The organism is Brevibacillus sp. TJ4 (assembly GCF_044627595.2).
Taxonomy (GTDB): Bacteria; Bacillota; Bacilli; order Brevibacillales; family Brevibacillaceae; genus Brevibacillus.
Window position 1 is genome coordinate 2,825,979 of record NZ_CP185865.1, and the last position, 16,728, is coordinate 2,842,706.

Annotated in this window: 14 protein-coding genes; 2 read left to right on the plus strand and 12 right to left on the minus strand. The window is 54.9% G+C overall.

The features are described 5' to 3' along the window. Positions 1-28: 28 nt before the first annotated feature. The 6 genes from ACAF76_RS13925 to gpr form a co-directional block, all read right to left on the minus strand. Positions 29-1,684 (minus strand): ABC transporter substrate-binding protein, encoded by a 1,656-nt coding sequence (locus ACAF76_RS13925; RefSeq protein WP_400164111.1) that lies wholly within the window; start codon positions 1,682-1,684, stop codon positions 29-31. Between the two features lie 125 nt (positions 1,685-1,809). Beyond that, positions 1,810-2,784: an ABC transporter ATP-binding protein gene (locus ACAF76_RS13930; protein ID WP_400164112.1), complete on the minus strand. Its 975-nt coding sequence runs from the start codon at positions 2,782-2,784 to the stop codon at positions 1,810-1,812. Positions 2,785-2,802: 18 nt separating this feature from the next. Further along, positions 2,803-3,771 (minus strand): ABC transporter ATP-binding protein, encoded by a 969-nt coding sequence (locus ACAF76_RS13935; RefSeq protein WP_400164113.1) that lies wholly within the window; start codon positions 3,769-3,771, stop codon positions 2,803-2,805. Between the two features lie 266 nt (positions 3,772-4,037). Further along, complete coding sequence (locus ACAF76_RS13940) at positions 4,038-4,346, minus strand: DUF3679 domain-containing protein (RefSeq protein WP_400164114.1); 309 nt, start codon at positions 4,344-4,346, stop codon at positions 4,038-4,040. 6 nt (positions 4,347-4,352) lie between these two features. Continuing rightward, complete coding sequence (gene spoIIP / locus ACAF76_RS13945; protein WP_400164115.1) at positions 4,353-5,543, minus strand: stage II sporulation protein P; 1,191 nt, start codon at positions 5,541-5,543, stop codon at positions 4,353-4,355. Positions 5,544-5,696: 153 nt separating this feature from the next. Further along, positions 5,697-6,797, minus strand: coding sequence for a GPR endopeptidase (gene gpr, locus ACAF76_RS13950; RefSeq protein WP_400164116.1), 1,101 nt, complete (start codon positions 6,795-6,797; stop codon positions 5,697-5,699). Positions 6,798-6,954: 157 nt separating this feature from the next. On the opposite strand from gpr, the gene rpsT reads away from it, so the two are divergent. Then, on the plus strand, positions 6,955-7,230 hold the full coding sequence (rpsT, locus tag ACAF76_RS13955) for a 30S ribosomal protein S20 (protein ID WP_400164117.1): 276 nt from the start codon (positions 6,955-6,957) through the stop codon (positions 7,228-7,230). 68 nt (positions 7,231-7,298) lie between these two features. On the opposite strand, the gene holA is transcribed toward rpsT, so the two are convergent. From holA to ACAF76_RS13985, 6 genes are all read right to left on the minus strand, one after another. Then, positions 7,299-8,339 (minus strand): DNA polymerase III subunit delta, encoded by a 1,041-nt coding sequence (holA, locus tag ACAF76_RS13960; protein ID WP_400164118.1) that lies wholly within the window; start codon positions 8,337-8,339, stop codon positions 7,299-7,301. 169 nt (positions 8,340-8,508) lie between these two features. Further along, positions 8,509-9,645, minus strand: coding sequence for an amidohydrolase (locus ACAF76_RS13965; protein WP_400164119.1), 1,137 nt, complete (start codon positions 9,643-9,645; stop codon positions 8,509-8,511). Between the two features lie 83 nt (positions 9,646-9,728). Continuing rightward, positions 9,729-10,262 (minus strand): GNAT family N-acetyltransferase, encoded by a 534-nt coding sequence (locus ACAF76_RS13970; RefSeq protein WP_400164120.1) that lies wholly within the window; start codon positions 10,260-10,262, stop codon positions 9,729-9,731. 432 nt (positions 10,263-10,694) lie between these two features. Beyond that, positions 10,695-11,603: a hypothetical protein gene (locus tag ACAF76_RS13975; RefSeq protein WP_400164121.1), complete on the minus strand. Its 909-nt coding sequence runs from the start codon at positions 11,601-11,603 to the stop codon at positions 10,695-10,697. Further along, entirely contained in the window at positions 11,603-12,148 is a 546-nt protein-coding gene (locus ACAF76_RS13980; RefSeq protein WP_400164122.1) for an RNA polymerase sigma factor, read from the minus strand. The genes ACAF76_RS13975 and ACAF76_RS13980 overlap by 1 nt, the downstream gene beginning before the upstream one ends. 51 nt (positions 12,149-12,199) lie before the next feature. Continuing rightward, on the minus strand, positions 12,200-14,581 hold the full coding sequence (locus ACAF76_RS13985; protein WP_400164123.1) for a DNA internalization-related competence protein ComEC/Rec2: 2,382 nt from the start codon (positions 14,579-14,581) through the stop codon (positions 12,200-12,202). A 192-nt stretch (positions 14,582-14,773) separates the two neighbouring features. On the opposite strand from ACAF76_RS13985, the gene asnB reads away from it, so the two are divergent. After that, entirely contained in the window at positions 14,774-16,702 is a 1,929-nt protein-coding gene (asnB, locus tag ACAF76_RS13990) for an asparagine synthase (glutamine-hydrolyzing) (protein WP_400164124.1), read from the plus strand. The last annotated feature ends 26 nt before the right edge of the window (positions 16,703-16,728 follow it).

The window sequence follows — 16,728 nt, forward strand, 5'->3', positions numbered from 1 at the left end:
GCTTCGGTACAAGTACCGGATCAACCGCTTATTTGATGTCTACTTTTTCCAAGCTCTCCGATCCTTTTGGATGCGGCAGATAGTCGACGACGTTGGATCTTGCTGCCAGCGCCGGAGTCGAGTGCGCCAGCGGCACGAGCGGCACTTCGCGGAAAATGATTTCCTGCGCCTGTTTGTAAATCTGCTCGCGCTCTGCTTGTGTCGAAGCCGATTTGGCCTTCTGCATCAGATCGCTGTACTCGTCGTTGGCCCAACGCGTATTGTTGTTGCTGTCGATATTGTTTTTGTCCAGCAAGGTCGCCAGGAAGTTGTCCGGGTCACCGTTGTCTCCCGTCCAGCCGAGCATGAACATCGTCTGTTCACCGAGTCTCGTCTTTTCCAGATACGTCGCCCATTCCATCGTGACGATTTCTGTCTGGATGCCGATCTTGGACAAATCCTGCTGAATCGCCTCGGCGATTTTCACACCGTCCGGCATGTACGGACGTGGTACAGGCATTGCCCAGAAATCGGTTTTAAAGCCGTCCGGGAAGCCCGCTTCAGTGAGAAGCTGCTTCGCTTTTTCGAGGTTGTAGTCGCGGTCTTGGATGTCGTCGTTGTGCCCCCAGAGGGTAGGCGGCATCGGGTTGACGGCAGGTTCGCCCAGCCCCGCGAAGAACGCTTCGATAATGGCCGGCTTGTTAATCGCATGCGCGATCGCTTCCCGCACTTTCGGGTTGTCGAACGGAGCCTTTTCCACGTTAAACCCGATGTAACCGATATTCATCGACGGGCGCAGGATCAGCTGCAGGTCGCTGTTTGCTTCCACCGTGTCGGCATCGTCCGGGTTCAAGCCGTCCATCAGGTCGATTTCCCCGTTGATCAGCGCAGTCAGACGAGCCGTATTTTCCGGGATGACCTTGAAGACGAGTTTGTCTACTTTCGGATATCCAGGGTTCCAGTAGTCAGGATTCTTCTCCAGGGTAATCGTGTCGTTACGCTTCCATTCCACGAACTTGAACGGACCTGTACCGACCGGTTTTTCCATAAAACCGTCTGCACCCGCCGCCTGCACTGCTGCCGGAGAAGCGATGGCAAACGGAGACATGCCGAGGTTTTGGATAAACGGTGCCAGCGGATAGTTCAGCGTGAACTTCACCGTATGCGAGTCGACTGCTTCGACGGATTGGATGACGTGGTTCGGATCGCCTTTGTAGCCGCCAAACATGTCGTTGTAGTAATAGTAGCCATCGGCGTTGTGGAACGGATGGCTTTTGTCCATCCAGCGCTCGAAGTTCCAGACGACTGCTTCTGCGTTGAAGTCGGTGCCGTCGTGGAATTTGACTCCCTGGCGCAGCGTGAAGGTGTAGGTCAACCCGTCCGGCGAAATTTCCCATTTCTCTGCGAGGGAAGGAACGACCTCGGTACTCTGCTCGGCGTAGCCAACCAGAGTGTCGTAAATGTTTTCCGTTACTTTGAATGTTTCCCCGTCCGTTTCCCGGATCGGGTCCAATCCGACCGAGTCGCCGCCGCGTCCGACGATCAGTTGCTTTGGCCCCTGGTCGGCGGGTTCTTGCGCTGCAGGCTGCTCAGCCGGAGCATTTGTTTCGGGCGCCTGCGTCGTCGAGGAACCGCCGCATCCCGCTACCAGCATGGCCAGCGCGACCAGGCTGGTCATCGCTGCACTGAAAACTCTTTTCTTCATGTACTAACATCCCCCTTTTCTTTGTAACGCGTACACTTTACGAACTACCAGATGAAACTGACTGACCTGCTTCACATCCCCCCTTTTCCGGGATTGTCAGGCAACGTCTCTGCACTCTCGACCACTCAATCCGTCTTGTACAGGTGACAGGCGACGTAGTGCCCATCGCCGACATCCTGGAACGGCGGGCGCACCGTCCGACATTCCTCCATCACGTGCGGACAACGCGTGTGAAAGGTGCAGCCAGAAGGCGGATTGGCCGGGCTGGGCACATCCCCTTGGAGGATGACCCGCTCCCGCACATCGTCGGGATCAGGCACGGGTACGGCGGAGAGCAAGGCTTGCGTGTACGGATGAAGCGGCTTGGTGTAGAGCTGGCTGCTCGTTGCAAGCTCGACAATTCTGCCAAGGTACATGACCCCGACGCGATCGCTGATGTGGCGAACCACGCTCAAGTCATGGGCGATAAACAGATAGGTCAGCCCCATCTCCCGCTGCAGGTCCTGCATGAGGTTGAGCACCTGCGACTGGATCGACACGTCCAGGGCGGACACGGGCTCGTCGGCGACGATCAGTTTGGGGTTGAGCATCAGGGCGCGGGCGATGCCGATCCGCTGCCGCTGCCCGCCGCTGAACTGATGCGGATAGCGCCTTGCGTGGTAGCTGTTCAGACCGACGACTTCGAGCATGTGCTCGACCCGTTTTCGGCGTTCCGCAGAACTGCCAACACCGTGTACGATCAGCGGTTCCTCCAGAATTTTGGCAATATTATGACGAGGATTGAGCGACGCGAACGGGTCCTGGAATACGATCTGCATGTCGCGCCGCATCTTGCGCATCTCTTCCGGTTTTAATGCAGTCACATCGACGCCGTCGAAGTACACCTTGCCCGAAGTCGGTTCGATCAGGCGCAGCAACGACCTGCCTGTCGTCGATTTGCCGCATCCGCTCTCGCCGACGAGTCCCAACGTCTCCCCCCGGCGGATGGAAAACGAAATATCGTCTACTGCTTTTACCACACCGATCTCCGAGCCTAGCACGCCACCTGTGATCGGATAGTATTTTTTCAGATTGGAAACGACGAGAAGTTCTTCAGCCACCTGCATGCTCCTTTCGGGTTATTCGGCAAGCCAGCAGCGAACGGCGTGATTGTCGCCTACTGCGGCAAGCTCCGGCATCTCAACACGGCAGCGGTCTGTCGCATGCTCACAACGCGGAGCAAAGCGGCAGCCGACAGTGAGCGAGCCGGGCAGCGGGACGTTTCCCGGAATCGAGTACAGCCGCTCCTGTTCTTCTTCGAGTTTGGGCAGCGAATGAAGCAAGCCGATCGTATACGGATGCTTGGGCTCTTTCAAAATGGTGCGGACGTCGCCTTCCTCGATTACATTGCCGGCGTACATCACGACAACGCGATGGCACATCTGCGCCACGACGCCGAGGTCATGCGTAATCAGCAAGACCGCCGTTTGCAATTCGCGGTTCAACTTTCGCATCAAGTCGAGGATTTGCGCCTGAATCGTTACGTCCAGTGCTGTCGTCGGCTCGTCCGCGATCAGCAACTCCGGGTTGCAGACCATCGCCATCGCGATCATTACGCGCTGGCGCATCCCCCCTGACAACTGATGCGGGTACTCATCGACAATCGCCTCGGCACGAGGAATGCCCACTTTTTGCAGCATCTGGATGGCGCGCTCCCGGGATTCTTTTTTTCCTACCTTGGTATGTATGCGTATGGCCTCTCCGATTTGCTCGCCAATCGTAAACACCGGATTGAGCGAGGTCATCGGCTCCTGAAAAATCATCGCGATTTCGTTGCCGCGTATCTCTCTCATCCGCTTTTCACTCGCCGAGACGAGATCCTCCCCTTTGAAGCGGATCGCTCCGCCGACGATTTTGCCGGGCGGGGTGGGGATCAATTTCATAACCGACAGCGAGGTAACGCTTTTCCCGCAGCCGGATTCGCCTACGATGCCGACTACTTCCCCTTTTCGCACCGTGATCGAGACACCGTCTACTGCGGGTATTTGGCCACGGTCCGTAAAGAAGTGCGTTTGCAGGTTTTCAATCTGAAGGACAGGCTGTGACACGAGTCGCACCTCTCTTATTTGAAATAATAGTCTGAAAAGATAAATATCTTGATTTTTATAGATATTATTACATCCGTGCAATTATTTGGCAATAAAAAATTTTTGCATTTATATACTTTTTATCAATATTCATTTTTTGCTGCATTAAAGTATTTTACGCCCCTGCACTTCTTTTTCCTCTTTTTGTAAATGACAAAAGACCCGCCCGCGCAGGTCTTTTGTCACCCTACTCTTTTTTTCATCAACTACTTGAAAGGCAAACTAATTTACGGCTCGAAAAAGTTTCCCACCCATTCCACGAACCACCTGGCTCCATCCCGAAGGCTGTTTCCAAGCGTCATTCCCGCTTGGCTGACGTAGTTCACCATCCGGTCGGGATTGGCCGCTTGCACTTGCTTGCCCATTAAGGAGATTTCCAGTTGGCCCTGGTCCATCCTTTTGATATAAAAGGTCTGTGTCTGCTGCTCGGGAAGCCCGCTCACCTTGTAGATGCCTCGCTCGGCAGTCTGCAGGCCGATGACCACGCCGATCAGCAATATCAACAGCATGCCCGTCAATCTCACTGTCACCTGCACAGCCGCTCACCCCTCCTTCGGCTCGTCTGCTGCTGGTGTGGACGCCTTTTCCGCCTTGAAGTAGTACGCTGCAAATACATCCGCCAGCGCTTCTGCCGTGTTCAGGCTCTCCTCAAGCGTATTTTCGACGCCACCGATCTCCAGTAACAGACTACCCGGTGAGATGGACTGATTATACTCGCCATGATCGGTTTTTGCCCCTTTTTCCATCACGCCGCGCGACAGCTCGGGGTACATTTCTTCCATCAGCTTGTGCAGTTCGGTAGCGAACGCCTCGTTTTGCTGGTGATTCTTGTTGCGCTTGCCGACGACGATGAGGACGCGGGCGTAGGTTTTTCCGTTGATCGTCGCGGTCGATTCTTTCCGGGGAACCGTATCCCGGTGCAGGTCAAAGAAATAGTGAAGCTCCCGGTGTTCCTGCTTGGCCGCCTGCAGTACCTGCAGTGACTCGGCGTAGGAGAGCGAGTAGTCTTTCTTTTTGTCTACCAGCTGCTGGTAGATGTCGTGGGTGCTCACATCCGCCCCGATGCCTCGTTCGTTCAGCGCTTCGGAAAGATGCCTGCTGACGAGCGAAATATTGCGCGTGGGATGGTCGAGCGAAGCGCCGTTCGGCTTCGTTTCGCTGTACCATGACTCGCGGTTGTGCGACGTGTATACGTAGACGACTTTTTCTTTGGGCGGGGTAGGACTTACCGTCGACGGCGGCTTCTTTTCTTCGCCAGGCTTCTCGCCCGTCTGCGTCCCTTCTGTCTGGTCAGTCGCAGGAGGATCCTGGACGGAAGGCGAAGCGTCAATCACCTGTCTTGGATGTGGCGGGTATTCGACGTAAAAGTCCGTCAAACTGGCACCTTTGCCTTCGACGATAAAACGGGAATCGTCCAGCGTAATCATTCCCGGCAGTTCACGCCCCAGCAGGCTGCGCAAATCTCCCGGATGGATGCTCGTCGCTACCTGGAACAAAAAGCCGGAGACGCTGCCTGCTGTGGAGTCGACTTGCACGGTACCGTTGAGCGCAGGAATTTCCCGCCCCATCCAGGTGAGCAATGCGACGCTGGAAATATGGGAAGCGGCACGCTGGATCGTAGACGAGGCAACCATCAATTTGTTGTTGTTCAGAGCCAAGGCTCCTGTCATCAGAAACAAAAAAGCCGTAATAAAGGAAAGCACTGCAAATTGACGCTGGATCAAGGCAGTCATCTGTCTCACTCCCCGAGCTGTAGCATTGGCAGCGGAGTCCTGTTTGGTTATCCGCTTGTCTATGCTTTAGCCTATGAGGATCATAGAGACGATAGAACTGCTTTTCTAGCTTTTCTCTTAAAATGTGGGTGCGTGATTGCCCGAATGGTATTTTCAGTGGGTGTACGAGCTGCTGTTTTGCCTGTTGACGGCGTCATGCAGCGAACGGTTGAGCCCCGTGGCGATCACGTTGGCCACACCTTCGATAAAATCGTCCACTTCCTTGGGCGTGACGACCAGGTCTTGGCCGAGCGGTCTTAGCACCTCGTGGATCAACTGCCGTTTTTCTTCTTCGGGGAGAGAACCTACCAATCCCATGAACATCTTCCGCGATTCCAGATCAGGCAGGTCTTCTTCTGTATACGGCTCCTTGCGCTCGGGTACACTGCTCATCGCCAGCTTGTTGAAGGCGCGGTTGCTCTCCGCCAAGGACTGTCCGAAATGACCGAGCAAATAGGTGATCGCATCGTTGACGATCGTCGAAGCGAACACGACAGTAGGAACACCGACGGCGATAACCGGGATGCCCAAGGTGTTTCGGTCGATCGCCTTGCGTTTGTTGCCGACGCCTGAACCGGGGTGGATGCCCGTATCGGAAATCTGGATCGTCGTGTTCACCCGATGCAGTGCGCGGGAGGCCAGCGCGTCGATGCAAATGACAAAATCGGGCTTGCTTTTCTCCACCACACCGAAGACGATTTCGCTCGTCTCAATTCCGGTGATGCCCAATACGCCAGGAGAGAGGGCGCTCACTTCGCGGTAGCCGTCCTCGACTGTTTCCGGTGCGAGCTGGTACAAGTGGCGGGTGACCAGCAAATTTTCCACGACCATCGGCCCGAGCGCATCCGGTGTGACATTCCAGTTGCCGAGCCCGACAACGAGTGCCTTCTGATCCTTGCTGATGCCCAGCCTTTGCAGAAAAGCGGCGAATTCGACAGCAAAGCGCTCCGTCACCTGCTCTTCAATCGCGGTGTCGTTGTCGCGCAGCTTGGGCACCTCGATCGTCACGTAATGCCCCGGCAACTTGCCGATTTGCATGCCTGCCTCCTCTGTCTGCACGTGCAGGCGGGTGACGTGAATCCCCGCCTCCCGGTCATCTGCCTGCAGCCAAATGCCGGCGATATTGCTCTCGTTTTGCTGCTGCGCCAGTTCATGTGCTTCCAGTGCGAGGTCGGTACGGATCGAATAGCCTGACAGATCGATATTGTGTTCCATGTGCGATCGCTCCCTTCTCCATGTTGTTCCTGCTACTAGGGTGCTTGAATCCCCTGTTTTTATTCCCAATCCTCTTCTTGCAAATGGGTACCGTGCATGCTAGAATTACTTTGTTGTATGACTGACCGTATGATGGTCGTCTAAGGAGGTGACACACATGCCAAACATTAAATCCGCGATTAAGCGCACCAAAACAATCGAAAAGCGCCGCGCACACCGTGCTTCTCAAAAGTCCGACCTGCGCACTTCCCTGAAAAGCTTTGAGAAAGCTCTGGCTGCTTCCGATGTAGAATTGGCGAAATCCACTCTTCTGGTGGCTGTGAAAAAGCTGGACAAGGCCGCTTCGAAAGGTCTCATTCATAAAAACGCAGCAAATCGTCAAAAATCCCGTTTGATGAAGAAGCTCAACGCTCTGAGCGCTCCTGTAGCGTAAGGGACCCGGCTGAAGACGACAAAAACCCGCGAACATCTCGTTCACGGGTTTTTTCATGTTTTGTTTCCTTACCCGGTCGTCTTCAGACGCTCCTGGTAGGCACGCGTGATAAACAGCTCAAGCGCCAACTGCTTGTCCACCTGCCCCGATTTGATGCGGAAGTCTTCTTCCGCCAAAATGCCGAGCAGCCTTTTGAGCGAGTCCTCGGAAAAATGGCGGGCCTGCTCCGTCCCTTTTTTCACAGCGTACGGATGGATTTTTAACATCCCGGCCAATTGCTGCTGCGAATAGCCACGCGGCGCCCACTGGCGAATGTGGAGCAGCATGCGGAACTGGCGGGCCATCAAGGCGAGCAGCTTGAGCGGCTCTTCGCCCGTCTTCAGGCAGTCGTACATCATGCGCAACGCTTTGTCCAGCTTGCCCATTGCTACCTGCTCGATCAGCGCAAACACGTCTTGCTCGAGTGTGCGGGTAGCCAGCTTTTCGATCACCTCGTCGCTGACCTTCCCCCCTTCGCCTACGAAGAGCGCCAGTTTTTCCAGTTCCTTGTCGAGCAGGCGCAGCTCGCCTCCCACCCGCTCTGCCAGTTTCACCGCTTGCGGCCGCTCGATCGCGGCCTTGTACACGCCAATCCGCCTTTCGATCCAGGCGAACAGTTCGGCGTCTTTCAGCAGCGGAAAGGAGAGCATCTTCGCCTTTTGCTGCAATGTTTTTACGAGCTTTTTTCGCTCGTCCAGCTTTTCTGCTTCGGTAATCAGGATCAGCGACGTATAAGCCGGGGGATTTTCCGCATAGTGGAGCAGCGCGTCGGGATTGCTCTCGATCTTTGTCACTGGCTTGCTGCCGGTCAGAAAATACGCATCCCGGGCGATCACCAGGCGATGCTCACCCATAAACGGCAACGTCTCCGCATCCTGGAGAATATCAGTCAGCGGTGTCTGCGTGCAGTCGTACACGCTTGTATTCAAATCGGCGAACGCCGGATCGATCATCTCCCGGCGGGCCAGCGCCACGAATTCCTCGGCGAGATACGATTCCGGTCCGTACAATACGTAAATCGGTGCGAACTGTTTGTTGCGAATGTCTTGAATTGCCGCGCGCAAAGGCATGATCCCCGCTCCTCTGTCTGTATCATCAGCGTCATTATAGCATATGTACCGGTGAGCAAGCACAGCCCGCCTAGTCGCCTTTCACCCAAACTTTACCACAAGGAGAGTATAGGAAGTACGGAAACCAAAAAAGCTCTCCAGAGCATATCCTCGAACGAACGCGGCGATTTCAGCCTGCAAGCCGTTTCAGCTCGGCACTCGCCAGCTCGGCGAAAAACGCGGCACTGACCGGCAAAGCCTTTTCGTTTACGTCAAAGGCAGGGTGATGCCATTCATGCGCCCCTCCCGTCCCGACAAAGGCGAAGAAGCCGGGAATGTGTTGCTGGTAAAAAGCGAAGTCTTCCCCCGCGGGCGACGGCTGGGGTGTGACGACACGCAGGCCCTGCCGCTCCGCTGCCTTCCGCGCCTCCTCCGCCAGCCGTTCGTCGTTGTGGACAGGCGGCGGACCATCGAACCACTGCAGGGAAGCCTTCGTCCCGTAAGCCGCGGAAACACCTTGCACGACCTGTTCAAAACGCCCCAGCACGCGGTCGCGGACCTTCGCGTCAAAGCACCGTATCGTTCCCTCAAGCACAGCCGTCTCGGGGATTACGTTCCAGGCTGTTCCGCTGTTCAGCTTCGTGACGCTGATGACGGCGCTGTCCAGCGAGCTGACGTTGCGGCTGACGATGGATTGAAATGCGGTTGTCAGAAACGCGGCCGCGACGACCGGATCGACGCTTGCCTCCGGTACCGCAGCGTGTGATCCTTTTCCCGCCAGCTCGATGCGAAAGCCGTCGCAAGCAGCCATCAACGGACCGGGCTTGATGCCGATTGTGCCAACGGGCAGATCCGGTTTGTTGTGCATGCCGTAGATCGCCTGCACGCCTTCCATCGCTCCGCTTTTCAATACAGCCGCAGCTCCGGTCGCTTTTTCTTCCGCCGGCTGGAACACCAGGCGTACCGTTCCTGCCAGTTCCTGCTCCTTTTCTTTCAGCAGGAACGCGGCACCGAGGATGGCAGCCGTATGAAAGTCATGCCCGCAGGCGTGCATCCGTCCGGCAATTTTTGAAGCGTACGGCAGCCCCGTCTCTTCCTGGATCGGAAGGGCATCGATATCCGCCCGCAGCGCGATGATCGGTCCTCCATGCAGGCCTCCCACTTCGGCGATCAATCCGGTCTGCAAAGGAAATGCATCGGCGATACGGATTCCTGCCTTCTGCAAAATGCTCTTGATGTACGCCGTCGTCTCCACTTCTTCATGGGACAGTTCCGGGTATTGATGCAGGTGCCGTCTGATTTCCACCAGTCTTTGTTCAAAAACCACCTTCGTTCACTCCTGTCTTTTTGACTTGCTCGGCCTTTGCCTGTTGTAGAATCGTATCGGATTTTTCCAGTCCCGTCCACGTTTTAGCTGGAAAGCGGGACAGATACAGGCAGCCGATACGCTTCCACCACGATGCGATTGTCTCCATAAAAATCGAATTCGGGTGCTCGTTCGAACCCGAGCCGCTGATACAAGCGAACGGCTTGCGGCATCAGCTCCGTCGTGTGCAACCCTACATAAGGGTAACCAGCACGCGCTGCCCGTTCTGCGGACTCACGAATCAATGCGGTTGCGACGCCTTTTCCCCGCATCGCTGGAAGTACGCCGAGCAGCCGGATTTCCGGATATGGAATTGTTGTATCCAGTTTTTCGTACAGTCCTTTTTGTGGCGGGTACAGCAACAAAGCCGCTGCCAACTCTCCCGCTACAAACGCGACAAGTCTCTCTGCCTGCTCCTGCTTTTCCCATTGCCAACGGATGTTGTCTACGTACTGCTGCCAAAAGAGCGGACCGAAACTTCCTGCGTACTGCTGATAGGCTTTGATCGTCAGTTCGATTGCTGCCTGCCATTCGTCGCGGTGGGCGTTACGGATGTGTACTTCATGTTCCTGCGCCATGCCTACCTTCCACTCCTTTTTACGTGTTTTGCGTGACACGATTGGGTGAGAAAACATGTATTTTCTTTTATACCAATAGGATTAATCGGATTAATGCTCGTAATCAGTATTTTATACCAGGTCGCGACCGCTCTGCAGGAAAAATGATTCTATCCACTCATTGAAATATTTGATCAATCACAGCCATGCTGGCCTTGAACAGACAATGACCCGCAAGAGGAACACTTGGATTGTGTCCTTCTTGCGGGTCATTGTTCAAACAGAGCAGTATCCAGTTTTGCACCTCTATGTAAACGTTGGGGGAAGAGGCCCGGGTTTCATCCTCCCCGAACGATAAGCAGGGGGTGCTTGATACTGTATCATACGAAAAAAGAAGCGTTTGGTGCAGGTCCATTTACAAAAGAGACACCTCTCACCTTCTGCCTTTTCGAACTAGTCGTCTTCACGTTCGGACTGTTTGCGTTCTTCTTTCTCCTGCTTTTCCTGCTCTTTCCGCTCTTTCTTTTCTTCTTTTGACTCTTTGTCATCGTCGTCATCATCTTCGTCACCCGCGGTGCCGGAGGACTGGTCGTAGACGTAGTCATCCGACTTCTCCTCCAGCCCGATCGGAAATGCGGGTGTTTTTTGCTGAGGAGGAACGACCGGAGCCTTCGGAATTACCGGAGGCAACGGTTCGTTCACTCCCTGTTCTGGCTCTTCCTCCGAAACCGCTGCCGTCGTCGTCTGGACCGGTGGCTGATCTTGCACTGGCTCTTTTCTTGGAAGGTTTTGTCTGGCGCGATTCTCCACGGTTGGTTCCTCCACAGAAATAGACGTAGGAGTAGTATCAGTGCTTGGAGGAGGAACAGGCGGACCGTAGATCGCTGGCGGCTCCTCCGACTCAAGCGGAGGAACTGTGGCGCCATTGTGCGAAACATCATCCTCGAGCTGTTTGTTTGCGTTATCGCTCAGCACCAGAACACCGACCAGCAGACACGCAGCGACAGCGACGCTTCCCATTCGCGCAAGCCAGGCATAAGCCGGCTTGCGTCTAGCTCCTTTGGAAGTCTGGGCCAAAAGTCGCTTCACTTCAGTTGGCGCATCTTCCTGGCTTTCAGCAGCCAGAGCGGCAGGGTTAGCTGCCGCCGATTCGAGCTTTGGCAGGATCGAGTCAACGATGCTGAACGGAGGGGTGACGGCAGGAAGTTCTGCCAGTCGTTGCGAAACTTGTTGCAAGCGGTCGTATTTTTGTTTGAGCAGCGGCTCCTTGTCCAAGACAGTGAACAGCACCTGTTGTTCCTCAGGCGACAGATCATTGTCCAGATTGCGCTGCATCAATTCCCAAAGTTCGTCGTCCGTCATTAACCGATCCCCCCTTTCTGGTAGTCATACAATAGCTCTTGAAGCTGCTGCCTTGCCCTGTACAAATATGATTTGACTGTGTTTAGCGGCAAATCCAAGGATTCCGCTATCTCTTGGTAAGAGAAATCCTCCAAATAGCGAAGCACAACGACTAATCGGTACTGCTTGGGCAGTTTTTCAATCGCTTCCTGAATGTCGTGGGACAACCCGGTAAGAAGGATTTCCTCTTCTACGTTGTTTCGATCAGGAACAATGATCTCGTGCTCGTCTATGGAGACCGTCTCCTTCTTTGCGCGAAATTTATCCATGCATACATTGCTTACAATGCGTTGAACCCACGTGGAGAATTTTGCCTTTTCCTGATAGGTATCGAGTTTGCGGTATATGCGAATCAACACTTCCTGGGCCGCGTCAAGCGCATCCTGCTCGTTGCCCAGGATATAGTAAGCACTGCGGTAGACGGAGGTCTCAATAGAACGAAGCAGTTGAACCAGCGCATCATGGTCCCCGGATTGCGCTTTCCTGATCAGCTCTGCTTCTTGCATTTCTTCCTCTCCCTCCTACAGACGGATCGCTGTTCGAAAAGGTTGCAACCTTTATGTATCCGAAAGCTCAGTTGTCCAAGTATATCCTTCACTCGAAATGACAAGTGTGATCGCTCCGTCCCGATCGGTGCGATAAATACTGCTTCCGAACTGTTCCAACCGTTCGATTACATCCGGTGCGGGATGCCCATATCTGTTGTTTTGGCCGGCCGAAATGACGGCAAATGCCGGCTGTGTCGCAGCGAGAAACGAATCAGTGGATGAGGTCTTGCTCCCGTGATGGGCTACTTTTACAATATCGGCATTTGACAAGCCGCGCATGAGGAGTTGCTCCTCACCGTCCTTTTCAATATCACCCGTAAACAGGACAGTGGTCCCATATGCAGTCAGCTTCAAAACGACTGACGCGTCGTTTTCCGAGCCTTCTGATCTCTGTCCGTCCGGATACAGCCACTCCCACTCTACCCCTGGCAGATCAGTCCAGCGGTCACCTGATTTTCCTGTCAATACAGGGATGCTTCGCTGCCAAAACCGCTGTACAATCTCCCGTTCCGCTGCCTGGGCAAGCCTGCCGTTAACGAATACCTGCCCGAATGAAAAATGGGGCAGCAGTGCCTTCATTCCACCAATGTGGTCCAGATCCCCATGCGTCATTACTACTGTATCGATATGGTCGATGCCGCGTGATCGCAAAAAGGGCAGGACGATGTTCTTGCCTGGGTCAAACGGGTCACGCTTTTCTCTCCAGGCTTCGCGGGATGGCCAAGCAGGATTACCACCCGCATCCATTAAGTATACCTTTTTTGTACCAACTTCGACAACGATGGAATCCCCCTGTCCGACGTCGAGGAAGGTGATGCGCACCACGCCATCTCCGGAGAACGGTTGTCGCGCCAGTACGAGCAACACGAAAAACAATAACGCATATCCCAACATATCCCTTTTTCGATGGTAGCCTCGCTCCCACAGCCATGGCAGGAAAGAGAGAAACAAGGCGTAGAGGATCAGCCACCACCAGTCGGGATGGGGCCAATGGGTAAAGGGAACATTCATCTCCTGCAAGGCAAACAAGGGTTTGTGCAGCCAGTGCAAAAGCTGTGTGGCGATCAGTACGGGCCAGGTCGACAGAGCGGGATGGATCAGACCGAGCAGCAATCCCGTGTACCCCATCGGCAGTACAATAGCCGACAAGAGCGGCGTGGCGACCAGATTCACCAGCCAGGAGAGCGGCGAGAACAGATGAAAATGATACACGAGAAAAGGAAAGGAGACGACCTGTGCGACGAACGTAACGGCGATCGAAGCCCGCAACCATGCGGGAAGGCGCTGTCCGACCTGCAAGCAGTACGGTACGAAGACAATCAGGCCCAGGGTGACCGCAAACGAAAGCTGAAAGCCGATCTGCCACAGAAAGAACGGATTCACCGCGAGCATCGCCAGCAAAGCTCCTGCCCACACCTCTCTGCCGTCCAGATGCCGCCTGAACGCCTGGCAGACGAGCCCGACGCCCCCCATCAGCCCGGATCGAACAGCCGAAGCGCTCGCCCCGACGAGCAGGACGTAGCCGATCAGCAGCAGAACCGTCACAAGCAACGCCCACTTTCGATTGATGCCGCTGCGTTCCAACAGCCACAAAAACATGCTGCTGACGAGTGTGACGTGCAATCCGGAAATCGCCAAAATATGGCTGAGCCCGAGCTTGGCGTACATGTCGGACAGATCGGGAGAGGCTTCATGCTGCAATCCGAGCAGCAGCGATTTCATGTAGCCGGCTGCTTCCTGATCGGCAAACAGGCTGTCGATTCGGGCAGCAGCATTGCCCTGCCACTGCTGGAACCAGCCCCAGATTCCTGTAGCATGACGAACGATGCGAATATCGGCGAAGGACGTCTCGCCCGTCACCTGCACGCCCAGCCAGTGCAGATAGCGCTCGTAGTCAAAGGCGTTCGGGTTGCGGGCCACAGCCGGCAAGGAGAGCTGTACAGCAGCTTCCAGATCCATCCCCTGAACCCACCTGTCCACCTGCTTCGCCTGTTCTTCCGAGCCGAGGCTGACGCGCAGGGCGATCCTTTCTCCTCCCGCCGACTCCCACTGTCCGCCTGGGTGCGAAAAAACGTGAACGGCAAAAAAGAAACGGGCCACATCCCCATCACGTCTTACAGGGGAATCGATCGTGCCGCGCATGACGACCGTTTTTCCCTGCACCGCATGCGGCTCGAGTAGCGAGTGATGGAGCTGTTGATATACGCAACAGTAAAGACCAGCCAGGATCATCGCACATGTATACGCGAAAAGAGCGCGGCGCTTCGATTGGGGTGCTAGCAAAAACAGCGCGCATCCGCCGCCAGCCGCCGCCAACATCCACGCCGGGTGGAGGTAAGCAGCCAGTACAATGCCTGCGATCACGGCGATACTTGTCCGCAAAAGTGTCACGCCATTCCCTCCTTTGTCGAAAGGTTCTTTGGCGCTCCCGAGTATATCCCGCAGGCACGAGACAAAAATAGCTAAAAAAGGGGCTTTTGCCGGGCCAAAACCTTGATTTTACGGACATTCGCAAGATTGCGCTGGCCTCCGATCCATGGTAGAGTTAGCAAGAGCAATCAGTGAGAGGAAGAGTCATTTCATATGTGTGGAATTGTATCGCTCTACAACAAACGGCAAGCACCTGCACAACAGGAAACGATCAGCGCAATGACTGGTGTGATCTTGCACCGCGGTCCAGACGACGATGGCTTCTTTCTGGAGCAAAACGTCGCCCTGGGCTTTCGTCGTTTGAGCATCATCGACGTGGAGGGTGGCCATCAGCCACTGTTTAATGAAACGAAGGACATGTGGATCATCGGTAACGGCGAGGTCTACAATTACAAGGAACTGCAGACATGGTTGAAGGAGCGTGGACACGTCTTTCACACGGATTCTGACATCGAAACGATCCTCCACCTGTACGAGGAAGTAGGTACCGAGGCCCCCCGCCACCTGCGCGGAATGTTTGGCTTCACCATCTGGGATGGCCGGAAAAAACGGCTGTTTGGCGCTCGCGACCACTTCGGGATCAAACCGCTGTACTACGTGGAGACCGCCGATTCCATCGCGATCGCCAGTGAAATCAAGAGCCTTCTGGAGCTTCCGGGGCTCAAGCGGGAAGTAAACCCGAATGCCTTTTACCATTACCTTACCTTTCAGTACGTCCCGGACCCGGAGACGATGTACCAGGGAATTTACCGCATCCCGCCAGCCCACTTCTTTGTCGTGGAAAACGATCAATTGAGGCTTGAGCGCTACTGGGATGTGGAATTCAAGCCGGACGAGAGCAAGCCGTTTTCCCATTTTGTCGAGGGCACACGGGAGATTTTGATGGATTCGATCGACAAGCATCGCATCAGCGAGGTTCCGCGCGGAGCTTTTCTCTCCAGTGGCGTCGACTCCAGCAGTATCGTCGCCATGCTGCGCACATTCGAACCGGTGAAGACGTTCTCCGTCGGCTCTGACATCCCCGGCTACAGCGAGCTGGACTTCGCGCGTCGCACTGCGTCTTTTCTCGGCACCGAGCATCACGAGCTGGTGGTCAATGCCAAACAGTACATGGAAGAGCTGCCCCGCCTGATCTGGCACCAGGACGAACCGGTTGCTGACCCTTCAGCCATTTTGCTCTATTTCGTGGCAAAGCTGGCCAGCGAGCACGTGACGGTCGTATTGTCCGGCGAAGGTGCTGACGAGTTTTTCGGCGGGTACAACATCTACCGTGAACCGCAGTCGTTGAAAATGTTCTCGGGAATGCCATCCTGGATGCGTCAATCGATCGGCTATCTGGCCAACCATTTGCCTGACCAGGTAAAAGGGAAAAATTTCCTTCTGCGCGGTTCGAAGACGGTAGAGGAACGCTTTTTCGGCAATGCGCTGATTTTCAACGAAGAGATGAAAGAGCGCGTCGTCATGGAAGACATCGCCAACTCCAGCACCTACGCTCCTCCTTTCCGCATCACCGAGGAGATCTACAAACGGGCTGCCCAGTATGACGATGTGACGAAGATGCAGTACCTGGACATCCACACCTGGCTGCGCGGGAACATCTTGATGAAAGCAGACAAGATGACGATGGCCAACTCGCTTGAGCTGCGCGTTCCGTTTATCGACGTCAAAGTATTCGAGTTCGCGGCTACAATTCCGACCAAATACAAGATCGCCAACGGCACGACCAAGCACGTCCTGCGCGAGGCCATGAAGGACTTTTTGCCTGCGGAAATCAAGTCGAAAAAGAAACTGGGCTTCCCGGTTCCGACGCGCACCTGGCTGAAACAGGAATTCTACCAGTGGGCTAAAGAGATCATTTTCGAATCCAAGGTAGACAATCTGATCAACAAAGCCTACGTGCTCTATATGCTGGATGAACATCGCGAGGGCAATGCCGACTACAGCCGCAAAATCTGGACGATTCTCGTCTTCATGCTGTGGCACCAGATTTTCATCGAGCAAAAATATTCGTTCGACCCGTACGTCAGCCCCAACGTGGAGCTGCGACGCACCAAGACATCCTTGCAGCAGCACATCGTCTAAGCGGGAAAACGATCCATTTATTTGCA

What these genes read in the sequence shown, in the direction of transcription:
- asnB (WP_400164124.1), top strand. Translation starts at nt 14,774, where the DNA reads ATGTGTGGAATTGTATCGCTCTACAACAAACGGCAAGCACCTGCACAA.
- ACAF76_RS13975 (WP_400164121.1), bottom strand. Translation starts at nt 11,603, where the DNA reads ATGACGGACGACGAACTTTGGGAATTGATGCAGCGCAATCTGGACAAT.
- gpr (WP_400164116.1), bottom strand. Translation starts at nt 6,797, where the DNA reads ATGGAACACAATATCGATCTGTCAGGCTATTCGATCCGTACCGACCTC.
- ACAF76_RS13970 (WP_400164120.1), bottom strand. Translation starts at nt 10,262, where the DNA reads ATGGCGCAGGAACATGAAGTACACATCCGTAACGCCCACCGCGACGAA.
- rpsT (WP_400164117.1), top strand. Translation starts at nt 6,955, where the DNA reads ATGCCAAACATTAAATCCGCGATTAAGCGCACCAAAACAATCGAAAAG.
- ACAF76_RS13980 (WP_400164122.1), bottom strand. Translation starts at nt 12,148, where the DNA reads ATGCAAGAAGCAGAGCTGATCAGGAAAGCGCAATCCGGGGACCATGAT.
- spoIIP (WP_400164115.1), bottom strand. Translation starts at nt 5,543, where the DNA reads ATGACTGCCTTGATCCAGCGTCAATTTGCAGTGCTTTCCTTTATTACG.
- ACAF76_RS13925 (WP_400164111.1), bottom strand. Translation starts at nt 1,684, where the DNA reads ATGAAGAAAAGAGTTTTCAGTGCAGCGATGACCAGCCTGGTCGCGCTG.
- holA (WP_400164118.1), bottom strand. Translation starts at nt 8,339, where the DNA reads ATGCCTTTGCGCGCGGCAATTCAAGACATTCGCAACAAACAGTTCGCA.